Origin of the sequence: Flavobacterium poyangense (genome assembly GCF_011751075.1) — a bacterium.
GTDB classification, from domain to species: domain Bacteria; phylum Bacteroidota; class Bacteroidia; order Flavobacteriales; family Flavobacteriaceae; genus Flavobacterium; species Flavobacterium poyangense.
The window spans coordinates 62,300-76,125 of the sequence record NZ_JAALLN010000004.1 but is presented as its reverse complement, the minus strand read 5'-3'; the positions used below and the strand labels follow the sequence as shown (position 1 = coordinate 76,125).

Here is a 13,826-nt window from a genome sequence, read left to right as displayed (position 1 = left end):
ATGATTAAAAAAAATTTCCCCTATTTTAAACAATTGGACTACAGAGATTGTGGTCCGACTTGTTTAAGAATGATTGCCAAACATTACGGTAAGACGTTTTCACGAGAATTTTTAAGAGATAAAGCCGGTATCACCAAAATTGGAGTGACTATGGCGGGTATTGTCGAAGCCGCAGAAGCTATAGAAATGCGGACACTCGGCATGCGTATTTCGTTGGAAAGCTTGATAAATGAAGCTCCTACACCCTTTATTGTGCCGTGGAGACAGAAACACTTTGTTGTTGTTTACAAAACTTCTAAAACAAAAGTCTGGCTTGCTGATCCGGCGATGGGATTATTAGTGTACACTCACGAAGATTTTAAAAAAGCGTGGACAGATACCGCAGACGGGACCGGATTTGTTTTAATTCTGGAACCTAATACTAACTTTGCTAATCAGGAAGAACATAAAGAAACTTCTAAGGGGTTTTCGTTTTTGTATCCTTATTTCAGGCCGTATAAAAAACTGATTTATCAAATCTTTATAGGGTTACTGGTAGCTACCGTGATCCAGTTTATTTTGCCTTTCCTGATGCAGTCTATAGTTGATGTAGGGGTAAATAATCAGGATATACCGTTTATTTATTTGATTCTTATCTCGCAGTTTGTGTTGATTTTGTCACAAACTTTAGTTACCGTTTTCAGAGAATGGATACTAATTCATATTACAAGCAGATTTAATATAAAAATGATTTCAGATTTTTTATATAAAATGCTGAAATTACCGGTAAACTATTTTGAAACCCGAAATGCGGGTGAGCATTTACAACGAATCACTGACCATACCCGTATTCAAAACTTTATATCTTCGTCGAGTTTGAATATGGTTTTTTCGATGGTAACCTTTTTAATCTTTAATGTAATTCTAGCTTATTACGATTGGACAATCTTTCTGGTTTTTATAATTGGTGCTGTTCTTTATGTGGGATGGACTTTTTTCTTTCTTAAAAAAAGAGCAGAATTAGATTTCAAAAGATTTGATCAGCTGTCACAAAATCAGACATCGTTAATTCAGATTATTAATGGGGTTAAAGAAATAAAAATAAATAATTCACAGCGCAAAAACCGCTGGAAATGGGAGTTTAACCAGATCAGTTTGTTTAAGACTTCTTTGAGTACTTTAAAATTAGCGCAATACCAAACGATTGGCGCTAATTTTATCAATGAGTTTAAAAACATTATAATTACATTTCTTTCTGCGAAGGCTGTTGTAGATGGTAATCTAACCCTTGGTATGATGACCTCTATACAGTTTATTGTCGGGCAGCTTAATATGCCCTTAAGTAATTTTGTGCTTTTTATTCAATCCTGGCAAGATGCCAAAATTAGTTTAGAGCGTTTGTCACAAGTCCATCTCAAAGAGGATGAAGATCTTATTTCCGCACATAAAGCAAAAGAATTACCAACCGATAAGTCTATCAATTTAAAAGAACTGTCTTTTCGTTATGGCGGTAAAGCTTCTCCTTTAATCTTAAAAAACATTACTTGTACTATTCCCGAAGGTAAAACTACTGCCATAGTTGGTGCGAGTGGAAGTGGTAAAACAACTTTAATGAAATTGTTATTAAAGTTTTACAACCCTACTAAAGGAAGTATCAATATTGGAGCTATTAATTTGAATGATATTCATAATGATTTCTGGCGATTAAACTGCGGAGCTGTAATGCAGGATACTTTTATGTTTAACGATACGATTGGCGGTAATATTTCCGAATCGGAACAGAATGAATATATTGACAGGGATAAACTAAACAATGCCGCATTTGTGGCCAATATTGAAGACTTTATCGAAAGACTACCAAATAAATACAACACAGAACTCGGAACGTCAGGAATCCGTTTGAGTGGTGGGCAGGAGCAGCGTATCATGATCGCAAGGGCAGTGTACAAAGATCCGTTTTACTTGTTTTTTGATGAGGCTACTAGTGCTCTTGATGCCAATAATGAAAAGGTAATTATGGAAAATCTGGGCAATTTTATTCATGGTAAAACGGCCATCATTGTTGCCCACAGATTGAGTACGGTAAAAAATGCAGATAATATTATTGTACTTGAAAACGGAGAAATTGTAGAACAGGGCAATCATGAGGAATTGACTAAGTTAAAAGGTAAATATTATGCCTTGGTTAAAAATCAATTAGAACTAGGAAATTAAGATGGAAGAACTAAAGGATGATCTGAAAATATATAGCGAGGAGGTAAGAGATATTTTATCTGACCCTCCAAAAGCTATTCAGAAATGGGGTAATACGATATTACTGCTGTTTATAGTACTACTGTTTTTAATCTCCTGGTTTGTAAAATACCCGGATATTATAGTTTCGCAGATCGTAATAACTACAAATACGCCACCACAGAAATTAGTGGTCAAGACGTCAGGAAGAATTGAGGCTATTTTAGTGAAAGACAAAACAATAGTAAAACAAAATACGCCGCTGGCGATACTCGAAAATGCGGCTAAATACCAGGACGTATTCATCCTGAAAAATATTTTAGATACTATAAATATTTATAAGAGCAAGTTTCCATTTGAGAAATTAAACACGGCACAACTGGGAGAGGTCGAAAGTGCTTTTGCTAACTTCAGAAAAGAATGTGTGGCAGATCAGTTAAATGCTAAACTTCAGCCTTACCGTGTTGAAGGAAGTGCTCAGAATTATGAAGCAATTCAACTTCAGGAACGGTTAAATCTGTTGGAAGGACAGAAAGAAATTAACCAGAGCGAATTAGTACTGCAAAAAAAGGACTTTGACAGGTATGAAATTTTATTTCAAAAAGGAATTTATTCCTCACAGGAAATAGAAAGACAACGATTGCTTTATTTGCAGGCCCAAAAAAGTTACAAAAGTTTGCTTAGTACCATTTCGCAATTAAAATCGGCATTGAATGAATTAAGCCGAAATAGCAAAACGACTCATATAAACGAAAGTAAAGAATTAATTAATCTCGAGAACAATAAAATTCAGGCATTTTACCAATTAAAAAAAGCTGTAAAGGACTGGGAACTCAACTATGTTTTAAGATCTTCAATTGATGGTAAAATCAGTTTTTTACAAATCTGGGCCGAAAATCAACCTGTTGAAGCAGGGGTAACCGTTTTTGCAATTATTCCAAGTCGTGAAAGCGGATATATTGGAAAAGTTAAAGCGCCTACATTAAATTCAGGAAAGATCAAAGTAGGTCAAAACGTTAATATCAAACTTACCAATTTTCCTTATAGAGAATTCGGAATACTAAAAGGTAAAACCCAGGCAATTTCTTTAACTCCGGATAAAGAAGGAAATCTGTTGGTAGATGTTTTATTGCCTAACGGACTAGAGACATCTTATAAAAAAGGAATTCCTTTTCAGCAGGAAATGCAGGGAAATGCAGATATAGTAACAGAAGACCTGCGATTAATTGAAAGATTACTGTATCAGTTTAGAGATGTTTTTGAGAGATAAAGATCAATAAATTCCAAATTAAGACGGATGTCACTCTGAGCGAAGTCGAAGAGCAAATTAAGACGGGTGTCACTCTGAGCGGAGTCGTAGAGCAAATCAATGCCCGATGTCAACCTGAGCGGAGTCGAAGGTCATCATGAGCGAAGCCGAAGGAAACGTCTATTAAATCTTATTTATGTTCCACAATCGTGTCGGTTTCGACTAAAGAGAAATCACCAGTAATATTTCGGTATTTTATTTACCGCTGTGATTTCTCTATTGTCGAAGCGATTTTTTTTCTAATGACATTGACAGTTGCTTTGTGTTTTCAACAAAGTAAGTTTGTTTAAAAAGTACATTTACAATTTTTTTATTTCTTAAAAAACAGTAAACCATTGTCTACTCCGTCCGATTTTATAAAATAGCTGTTTTCCTGATCAAATTGAATGGAGAAATCCGTTTGGTACTCCAGAATTTCAAATTGTGATCCATCTCCGGAAAGGGTTATACCTAAATAATCTTCTAAAAAAGCGATTTCCAACTCGCAGATTAATTCGTTGAAAGGCAGGAAAAGATCATGGCTTTTTACTTCTCCGTTTTGTTCCGTACGGAACGTTACTTTGTAGATTTCGGCTTCAAATAATTTTGGGGAGATTTCTTTATTTACAACATAAAAAGAATTGCTTAAGTCGATTGTGTTTTGGATTCTTTTAATTTTAAATACCCGCTCTAATAAATTGTTTGCATTCTTGGTTACTGCTTTTAATGTCATTGGTTATGTTGTTCTTTTGAATTTTGAAAAAATACAAACAATTTAATTTGGGGCAATTTGTTGTAAATAACACGAGTAAAAATACTCTTTGTTTTTGGTGTGAAAAACGAAATTAACAGTGATTTATGACAATAAATTCTTCTTTTTTACCTCTTTGTTTTAAGGGGATTACGAGCAGTTTTGATGTTTGTTTTATTTAATTAATTTTTAACATTTAGTACCAATAACAGATGTTATTTTTCGATGTTAAATTTAGGATCAATGGTAATCAGAAGTTTTTTAAACAGCCGTATTAAACTATCTCTTATGGACTTGAGAATTAACGTCATGGCATCGAAATTTTCTACTTCTTTTTTTGTCTTTATTGCAATGATATTGCTGATTATAGAGATACCGTCACTCACAATAAGCAAATCCATTACGATGGTTACAAACCATTTAAAGTTGTAATTAAGTCCTTTACTCATTAAGGCCAAGGCAGTTGGGATTAACAAAACAGCTAATTTGGATACAAAACCGAGGGCTAATTTTTTAAAGCTAAACGTATTTCCTAATACAATAGTTTTGACGATACCCAAAAAAGTATCGAGTACCATCAGGTAAAATAGTACTTTAACAATTTCGATATCCATTTCTAAGTAAACAAAAATCCCATAAAGCAATAATTTTATTTCGTTCGAATATTCTGAAATTTTATGCATCATAGTTTTTTTGGTTTTTATTAATTGCGAAGTACAGGTTTATTTGAGGCGGTTGAAGCAAGTATTGGTTCGTTTAAAATTGCTCCAATTATCCTTTTTCCGTAGATATTGAGGTGTAAACGGAGTTTTGTAAAGAAAGCTAAGTAACTGTTTGATTCCGTGATAGTGTTCGTCAGACTATTTGGGTATTGCCCGAAAGAATAAAGTAATTCAGCTAAAAAAAGAACCCATTTTGTGTAGTGTTTTTTTGAGACGAGAAGTGTTGGGAGTAAAAAGAGACCAATTGGCATCAGGGTTAGGAAGGTTATTAAAAACCATAGCATTGTTGTGGAGGTAAGAATAAATTGGGCTATTTTCATGTATAGTCTTTTAACATTTAATGGTTTTTGAGTAAATACTCTTTTGGGGAAAGAACCCCAAAAGAGTATTACAGATTTTTAATGAGTTGGTTTTTACGGATTCGTTTAGTGATTAGCTGCTTCTTATGGTACTATTTTTGTTCGTAGCAGCCCGATTATTAATAAAAATTGATCTACGGAATAGTTATTTCCCACTCATTAGAAGGAATAGATCTATTGTTATTGCTATCTATAGCACGTACTATAAAGTGATATGTTGTGCCACTTGTGCCAAAAAAATTGGCAGTGAGACCTGGAGTTGTATAATGTATTTTATACTCTTCATTACCAGTTTTTACCCATAGTTCATAGTTAACTGTAGTTTCATTATCTATTGATGGACCCCATTCAAACAGCAACAAATTTGGCCACTCAAGAGAATAAATTAAATTTCTTGGTGCTGTTGGTGCTATTGTAGGGTTGTTTCCGCCTGTGTATTCAATAAATTGGACTACTCGGTAGGGATTTAGTAAAGGAAAAGAGTAACCTTTCCCAGTTGTTCCCGTTCTTTGGGTTTCAGAGATTTTTTCGTCTTCATTACGTGAGTCCATTACGGTACCAGTGTCCATATCGCCGTTCCCATCAGTAGGTAAACCATGGCTATGAGGTGGCATTTCATCAATACTTAAAGATTTGGCTACATGGCCACCGAAATCTTCTAATGTATCAAAGGGCCATGTCATTGTCCCATTGTTATTATAGAAAGTTAGATTTTGGAAATATGCTTTTCCATCGAATTGCGCTTGTCGTTCTCGGGCATCTGGGTTGTACAGTCCTACCGGCATTCTTCCGGATAATGGTTTATACTCTTGCCACCCTTCCGGAATTTGATGCTTAGGTTTCCCCCAGATAGCTACCATCCCGATTGGTATTGCTGTCGCTGTTGGTCTAGCTTCCAAAACATTAAGACGACCAATAAGCCAATCAATTACAGTACTGTTTTTAGCAACTTGATTTTGAGCATTTAAGACTAGTAAAGGGCTGTAAGAGTCTGTCGCATCTACATTATTTAATTGTGCTTTTCCGCCCACAGTTAAATTTCCTGTAATAGGTTTTGAACCGTCAAAAGGAAAATAGGAATTATTAATAGTGTTAAGTAATGTAGTATTGTTTGTAACATTGGTTCTTACGCCATCAATTGCTCCATTTACAGTATTGAAATTATTTCCAACTTCAGTTTTAAACGTATTAATAGTGGTATTTACAGTAGTAAAATCATTTGCAACATCAGTTTTAAATTGACTAATGGTGTTATTTACAGTGGTAAAATTATTTGCGACATTGGTTTTAAATTCGCTAATATTGGCATTTACGTTGGTAAAATTGTTTGCAACTTCAGTTTTAAATTGATTAATGGTTTCGTTTATTTTTTTTAGAATTGCGTCAATAGTTGCAATATCTGTAACTATTGGAGTTTTACTAAGATCATAATAATTTACGGTTAGTGCATCAGTATTTGGAATAGTTTTATCAGTGCTGTTATATTCGTCTAGAGTAATGTATTCCGCTTCATAATCAAAATATGCGGTGTGGGGAGTTCCGGTTCCATATACTAAATCGGTGCCGATTCGGGTTGTTTTTAGATAAGCATCGGATTCGTCGTTTTTTAATACTTTGATCGGGTACAAAATTCCTTCCACCTTTTCTGTTGGTGCATTAGGGTTTTTTGGGTCTTTTGGTATTTTTACTGTCTGATGCACGATTGCCCAGCCCCCTTTTTCAATTGTTGGGGGAGCTATAATATAATTGGTATCAGGCTTAATACTTAAGTGCGCTTTTATAGCCTCGTATAGTTCCGATCTATAGGCAGTTTGAAGCCTTTCTAAAGTTTCTTGTTCAAGAGGAAAACCTCCTGAGTAACTAAAATTTACTTGTTTCATTTTTTATTAATTTAAATGTCTGTTATTTTTATTCCTCTCCGGTTTAGCTTAAGGAATTGTCAGTGCTTTTTATACTATACCTTTAGTTTTACTCTTGTGGCGAGTAAGAGTAGGTTTCATAACTTTTACCGGCTAGTCTATAGAAATTAAGAAGATTGTGGTACGCAATAGTCGCTACTTTAATAGGTTCTGTTTTCTGCGCAGTACTGTCATTATTTAATTCGCAGAGTATTGTTCCGTTTGCTATTAAACTTTCCGGGATAAAGACTCTGAAGTTGGCATAGGATATAGTGGTGTAATCGTTACGATGGGCGAGATAAACAGGTTTATTCTTTCTGCTTTTATAGTCATCGTGTTTAAAAATTTTTAATAACGGTAGTGATAATTTAAAGATTTTTAATGTCGGCGTGGACAGCGCTTTATCCACTTCATAATACTCTTTATGCAGGTATAAGTACTGTATAGTAGGTTTGACTGATTCATCAATATAAATCAGCTCCTTCAGTCGTTTTTGTTCGGTGCTTAAATTAGGATCGTAATCTTTGGTCGGATTAAAAGTCTCATTCAACACTTTTTCCAGATAAATAACCTGACCGGTATGCTGCATTTTATAAAGAACCTCTTCATAAATAATCCGAATTGGGGCAAGTAAAACGTTGAGCCAATCAAAATGTGTGTTTTTTCTGAGAATAGGAGGGATGAGCCATAAAAGCAGCTTTTCCCATTTTAACGTGGTGTATTTATTCATGGTATATATATTAGACTATTGTTTATCTCGGTAAAATTTATAGGGAATGTAGTTTACCTCAACGGCCAGAGTATCCAAATCAAAATAACCTGCTTTTGGAATGAAATACTCTATTTTACTAACATCATAAATTTCAGGATCCTGTTCGTCATTCGGATTTTTTGCCGCACTGGTTTGAATCTTAGTGACTATTGGAATTTTAATGCCCACAGCTTTCTGAAGACTATCAATTAGATAAGTTTTGACGAAGGCACCATTAAACTCGATATTTTTTAAATGCTCGTTGGCAGCTTCCAGTATTGGAAAAGTTTCTTTATCAGATATTAGTGAACCGTTTTCAGGATGTAGTTTATGACCTTTCGATTCATATTCTTGCAATTTCGCTCTCTCTTCTGTCGTTAATTCTTCACCTAAACTTTTTAATTGATAATATTCAATATCGTTTGGGTTGATATAAATTTGCAAAGGATCTACATAGACATTTAAATTTAATTTTAAAATGTCACCCTGATCAGAAGTAATATGCACTTGATTTCCTGCATCTTTAATTTTAGCAATATACTCTTTGAAGGCATAAAGTTCGTTCGGGACGTCTATTTTAGAAATTTTTCCACCAGTCATAGTGGCCACTTTTATAAAAACAACCCCAATTTTATTGTGAAAGTAATCTGAAAAAGTTTGTTCGGGTTTGTTTTTTGGGGCAAGGATTGTTCCCAAATCAACTTCACTTACAGCGCAGTGTTTTATGATTTTAGAGGCTTCAATTTCGTCCGGTGTAAGACCTGTGGTATCAAATTGATAGGAGCCTTCTTTCCAAATTAGCGACATTTCGTTGCTGGAATCCGGATCTAAAGGTTTGCCGTAATGAAAATTTAAAGACTGCTCGCGATACCAGTTTAAGGTGTGTGGTCTTGATATTGAGGCATTTTTTTCTACGATTTTTTCATGTATCCAAATGGCAGTGGCCATTATGTTGATCCAAAGATTCCAAATACTGGTCTTTGATTTTGTTAAGTTGTTGAGAGAAGCATATTTCTCTTTTTCTGCCAGAATTTCATTCTGTATTTCAGCAATTGTACGTGCCATATTTTAATTTTTTAATATAGGTTAGCCTGTAAGACATGTGTAATATGCTTATCGATACTTGTTTATGTTTTTTGTAAATACTACAGAGATGTAGTTTTGCTCTTGGAGATTCCTAAGAAGAAGCTGTTAGAAGTTGTAGCGTTACTGATTAATTGGGCTACTTTAGAGCTTGTATTTCAGGTAATTGGAGACCAGATTGTTTATTAATAAACAAAAAAATCATCATCAATAATCATATAATCAATCCCGGAGAATTTATCTAATAAATACTCTTCTTCTTCGCTAAGTGCAGTGGCGGGATTTAAATTTCTGGAATTGTAATATTCAACAATATCTTTTTTAAAAACTTCTCTGCCTACTTTTAAATCATTATAAACAGAAATATCTTTTGTAAGATCAAATTGATCATTGTCCTCCAGGAGGTCGAATACTTTTTCGATACTGCCGTACTCCTGTAAGGAGATGTCGAAAATGTTTTGGTTTTGCTGTGGTTTAATAGTTCCCATCGATTCTAATGTTTTGTAAATCGTTAACATCTAATGTTTTTACATAAAAGTTGTCATACGTTAATTGTTTATCTATTTCGTTTTCTAGTCTTAGCCTGGAGGTTGCGTCAGGGCTATTGATGAATTTTTTAATTCCTACTCCAAGTATTGGAAACTCTTTGTAGCTTCCTTTTTGGCTTAGGAGTAAATGTTGTAGATTTTGCTGGTCTGCCTCTTGAAGAGCAAAATCATTACCTACAATTAGCAAGTCTTCTTCAATGATAAAATCTGTCATATTTAGTTACCGTTTGTTGTTATTTTTGGTTAATACTTCTTGTAAAATCTTCTCCGGATTTGCGCGCCATATCCTAAAAGAGGATTCGTATTTGATACTGTAAAAATAAGCTATGCTTTATCTTTTGCCAAGATTTTTGGGGCTAGTAATCAGTAGTTTCAGTAAGTTCGATTTTGTTTTTTTAGTGCTCTTAATCAGTACTGATGGTCTTATTTTCTATTTGCTTTTTCGTTTCTTTTTGATAAAAGAATTCGATTATCAGATTCCCGGAATAACCAGTTCAAGAATGATTTTAAGTATCATTTTGACAATGTTATTTTTAATGGTATTCAGCCTTATTTTTGATATCCCTGTGCTTTGCAACGCTTGTAAGGTTAGTAAATCAAGTTGACTTTTCAGCAACCATTCAAATTCTTCTTCGCTTAAGGAAGCAGAGGTATAGAGTTTGACCCAGCGTTCGAGTTTTTCTTTGGAGGTTTCCAAAAAATGATTCAGGTCTTTCTCTAACTCGAATTTACTGTCTTTGTAACTTTTTGTAATAAGAGGTTTTAATTGTTTTTTTAGAACTTCTATTAATTTATCGTGATCCATAAGTACTAAGTGTTACTGTTAAGCAAATTCAAAAGCGCATCCTTTGATTCTTTATCTTTTTTTATTTCATATTGAATAAGTAAATCCAAAGCGTCTATAACCTGTTTTTTGGATTCCTCCAGAAAATCTTCTGTAAAAGTTTCTTTTGTTTCCCAACGTTTGAAAAAACCGGTAAGAAGATTTTTTTCTTTGTCCGTCAACAGTTTCCACATGGCAAAAGTGATTTCGTTGTCGGGTTTGTTTTTTTCGTATTCGAGTAATTTTTCAATATCCAGCAGTACTATTTCAACGTCTTTTTTATGTGAAGTATAAGGAGTATTGGCTTTAGCCATTAATGCGGTTGCTTCTACTTTTATTGCGGTGGTTTTTTGATAGGAGTAGACATCGAAGAGTGCCGTTTTGGTAGAGATACAAGAGGTTGTTGCAAAAAAAAGGAATAGAAAAGGGAGTAGTTTTACTTTTAAATATTTCATTTTTCTACTTGTATAAGATTACATAGTTTTTTTTGTCTCGTTTTAGTTTGCTTAGTACTTTCCAGTCATCGCATCCTTTTTTATCAAAATGTGGCAGATCTTTAAAGGTTTTCCAGTCACCACCCCAGTTCCAGTTATATTTGGCGAAAATTTTGACACATTCCTGCCAATCCGAAATTTGGTCGTTGTCCCAGTCTTTTGCCGTATCCCAGGAAGCTGTTTTACCGTCTATAATCAAACAGATGTCTACTGCAAAACCATAATTATGAATTGATTGGCCACCTTTGGCATTGGTTACTTTTTTTCCGGGTTTGGTTCTTCCAAAAGCATAAAGATCTTCTTGTTGCTGAAAAGTTCTAAGCCCTTGTGTAATGCGCACTTTTGCTTTTCCGGTCAGAGCAAGATCGCATTCCTCGATAATTTTGGTGACTTCTTCCCTTACCGTAGGATGAAGCAAATCAATGTGTTTTTTTGTTGTTTGATCCATATTTGTGTAATAATGATTTACAGTTTAAAGCCTAAAAAGCCATTGTGATTGTTCGAAAACAAGCACAGTGTAAAATTGAGCTGAATGAAATGGTGTGATTGAAATTTATTTTCGCCTAAAACAAGACAGTAAATAAATTTGTGAAAAATTTTTTTTTTGGCTACTTTTAAGAGGAAGACAGCCGTTTTGAATAACAGTGTAAAGATACTTTGAAATGGCTTGTTTGAAGAATGATAGAGCTTTGTAAATCAGTAGTTTCAGTAGATGATAGTTGGCTTTTTTTTATAAAAATACCCCCAAAAAGTATTTAACTTTTTGGAGGCAATTTAGTTTTAGATATCCTTTTTTGTATTCAGGAACATAATTGGATATTCGTTTATACCAGTACTGTAAGAAAAACAAAATAGTATCTTTCTTATTCTATTGTTTTGTATTTTTTTTCAGTAGTTGTCGTTTGAAGAGGTATATTAGGAGCTCTTTTTTGAAAAAAATGTCTGGAATTTAGTGATACAATATAATATTCTCCTTGATGATAACCACCGGCATACCCCAACCAGGAATTGGTACCACCCGTCGGGTCTTTTTCAGGAAATAATTTGGATTTTATTACGGCAGCTATTGTATTTCTCATATCATTGTTCATTGTAGTTGTGCCTCTTGCTTCCCAAAAAAGTTTACCGGTCTGATTTTTATATCCTCCGGAAAAATACTTGTCTTTATCAAGTCTGCCACTTTCATCTTGCATTAAATAATAATAAAGTCGAGCTTCTTTTTTCTTTGCAATGTTTTTATCCTGGTAGGCATTTTCTATGGTATAGGCATAAAATTCAGGAATTTTATAACCTCCTTCCGCATATATCCAATTGGCTCTATCTAACATTTGTGAGTGAGTGAGTCCTGTTTTTTCCGTTAGATTGATAATTTTATCCTTATCCATAAGGATTTCAGCGGTTCGTTTTCCGGTGCTGTGTATTCTGTACGCATCTTTTTCAACTATATATAAATTATTATCTATTGTATTACCATTATTACCTAAATATCGACCGTCTATAGAATAAAAGTCTCCGGAATATTTGTATTGGGGATCCGTTAAATCAGTATTAAAAGTATAAGAGATATCGCTAATTTCTTTCGGTGTATTAGAGCCCTCCGCATTTTCTTCAGTAAGCGTATTGGCGGTAACATAATTCTCTCTAACCAACTTCTGCATTTCATCAGCATTTTTATCATCTTCCAACTGTTGACGCCAAATATCAATGATACTTTGTCTGAGTCTTGCCATTTCTGCAGGACTGACGTTTTTTAAATTTATTTTGTGGTTTCTAATAATCATTTTGAGGGTGTTTTTATAAGAGTGCGAAAAAGATGTTTTTTGTTGTTACAGCACCTCAATTTTTACAGGTTTGGGCTGGATATGATCGGAGAAAGCTGTGGTGATATTGAGACGTAAATCGTCTTCCTGTTCAATTTTACCATCACCACCTAAGTAACAGTTTTTAAACAATACTTCCAGAGCCTTAAATTCATCCATTTTGGAGGCTTGCAATACTGCTGCGCGAATACTCATATCAGGTTTTTTGAAATAAGCAAACAAAGTAGTTTCATCATCGTCTGCGATGGTAAGTTTTACTACTTTTTTATGCTTGTATTTCCATTGGTTTAATTGTGCCTGAGTAATGTTTCCGTCAAGAATGTCAACCTTTTTTGGTTCTGTTGTTTCCATTTTAAGCATTTTATTTTTTATTGAAAATAGGCTGCCTGAGCTGCATTTCAGGACGAAAAATGCTCAGGCAGCCTGTGAAGTAAATAATTGCCCGTCTGAAAACGGACTCGTTAAGAGCGGTAGAAAAAATTTGCTGACCAAAATCATGCTGCTTTTGAGCTTCTTTTCGGTATAACGCTGTACAATTGGTTTTCTCTTTTGAGTCGGTTTTAGACGGGAATTATGAGGATTAAGACCTATTTGTAACGATTAGTTCCATTCAACATGAGAACAGATCAAGTCAAAAGAAACCGCAATTTTGGTATCACCCTGGCTGATTCCTCTGCTGTTTGAGTTAAACTCACAGTTTCTTACGGTATGTGTAATTACTTCGTTGCTGTCATCCAAATAGCTTACGATGATGCTGAAAGGATTAATATCCTGTAATCTTTGTCCTTTTGGTAAAGCAGCCAAAATAGCTTCTACTTCGTAGTTGTATAAAGTGATGGAAGCTTTTGCTTCATATTTACCTCTACCTCTGTGTATCGGCATATCTCCCGCACCATAGTGGTTTTCTTTAGATACAGAGTCGCTATAGTTTACTGCTGTAATACCGGTAACGATGTTCCCTGCAATACTTACTTCAATTGATGACCAGCTGTGTTGTTGTCCGTTAATTAATGGTAATTTATTCATAATGTGATTTTTGTTTGTTTTTTAATGATCCTGATAACGATCGGGGAGTACC

15 protein-coding genes are annotated in these 13,826 nt (G+C 34.3%); 2 read left to right on the top strand and 13 right to left on the bottom strand.

Annotated elements, in window-relative coordinates:
- On the top strand, nt 1–2,193 hold the full coding sequence (locus tag G3A47_RS09945; RefSeq protein ID WP_166922013.1) for a peptidase domain-containing ABC transporter: 2,193 nt from the start codon (nt 1–3) through the stop codon (nt 2,191–2,193).
- Between the two features lies 1 nt (nt 2,194).
- Nucleotides 2,195–3,481: an HlyD family secretion protein gene (locus G3A47_RS09940; protein ID WP_166922012.1), complete on the top strand. Its 1,287-nt coding sequence runs from the start codon at nt 2,195–2,197 to the stop codon at nt 3,479–3,481.
- 349 nt (nt 3,482–3,830) lie between these two features.
- On the opposite strand, the gene G3A47_RS09935 is transcribed toward G3A47_RS09940, so the two are convergent.
- The 13 genes from G3A47_RS09935 to G3A47_RS09870 all read right to left on the bottom strand — a co-directional run bounded on the left by G3A47_RS09935 (nt 3,831) and on the right by G3A47_RS09870 (nt 13,774).
- Entirely contained in the window at nt 3,831–4,232 is a 402-nt protein-coding gene (locus tag G3A47_RS09935; RefSeq protein WP_166922011.1) for a hypothetical protein, read from the bottom strand.
- Nucleotides 4,233–4,465: 233 nt separating this feature from the next.
- Nucleotides 4,466–4,936 (bottom strand): phage holin family protein, encoded by a 471-nt coding sequence (locus G3A47_RS09930; RefSeq protein ID WP_166922010.1) that lies wholly within the window; start codon nt 4,934–4,936, stop codon nt 4,466–4,468.
- Between the two features lie 529 nt (nt 4,937–5,465).
- Nucleotides 5,466–7,211, bottom strand: a complete 1,746-nt coding sequence (locus tag G3A47_RS09920) for a hypothetical protein (RefSeq protein WP_166922008.1) — start codon at nt 7,209–7,211, stop codon at nt 5,466–5,468.
- Between the two features lie 88 nt (nt 7,212–7,299).
- Entirely contained in the window at nt 7,300–7,959 is a 660-nt protein-coding gene (locus tag G3A47_RS09915) for a hypothetical protein (protein WP_166922007.1), read from the bottom strand.
- A 15-nt stretch (nt 7,960–7,974) separates the two neighbouring features.
- Entirely contained in the window at nt 7,975–9,045 is a 1,071-nt protein-coding gene (locus tag G3A47_RS09910; RefSeq protein WP_166922006.1) for a hypothetical protein, read from the bottom strand.
- Nucleotides 9,046–9,248: 203 nt separating this feature from the next.
- Entirely contained in the window at nt 9,249–9,551 is a 303-nt protein-coding gene (locus G3A47_RS09905; protein WP_166922005.1) for a hypothetical protein, read from the bottom strand.
- Nucleotides 9,538–9,825, bottom strand: a complete 288-nt coding sequence (locus G3A47_RS09900; protein WP_166922004.1) for a hypothetical protein — start codon at nt 9,823–9,825, stop codon at nt 9,538–9,540. The genes G3A47_RS09905 and G3A47_RS09900 overlap by 14 nt, the downstream gene beginning before the upstream one ends.
- Before the next feature lie 258 nt (nt 9,826–10,083).
- Nucleotides 10,084–10,416, bottom strand: a complete 333-nt coding sequence (locus G3A47_RS09895; protein WP_166922003.1) for a hypothetical protein — start codon at nt 10,414–10,416, stop codon at nt 10,084–10,086.
- Nucleotides 10,417–10,421: 5 nt separating this feature from the next.
- The gene (locus tag G3A47_RS09890) at nt 10,422–10,889 is read right to left on the bottom strand and encodes a hypothetical protein (RefSeq protein WP_166922002.1); all 468 of its coding nucleotides are present in this window, start codon (nt 10,887–10,889) and stop codon (nt 10,422–10,424) included.
- A gap of 4 nt (nt 10,890–10,893) precedes the next feature.
- Nucleotides 10,894–11,376 carry a M15 family metallopeptidase gene (locus tag G3A47_RS09885; protein ID WP_166922001.1) on the bottom strand — a complete coding sequence of 161 codons (483 nt, stop codon included), beginning with the start codon at nt 11,374–11,376 and terminating at the stop codon, nt 10,894–10,896.
- 415 nt (nt 11,377–11,791) lie between these two features.
- Nucleotides 11,792–12,709: a hypothetical protein gene (locus G3A47_RS09880; protein WP_166922000.1), complete on the bottom strand. Its 918-nt coding sequence runs from the start codon at nt 12,707–12,709 to the stop codon at nt 11,792–11,794.
- Between the two features lie 45 nt (nt 12,710–12,754).
- Nucleotides 12,755–13,099, bottom strand: a complete 345-nt coding sequence (locus G3A47_RS09875) for a hypothetical protein (RefSeq protein ID WP_166921999.1) — start codon at nt 13,097–13,099, stop codon at nt 12,755–12,757.
- 249 nt (nt 13,100–13,348) lie between these two features.
- Entirely contained in the window at nt 13,349–13,774 is a 426-nt protein-coding gene (locus G3A47_RS09870) for a hypothetical protein (protein WP_166921998.1), read from the bottom strand.
- Nucleotides 13,775–13,826 lie beyond the last annotated feature (52 nt).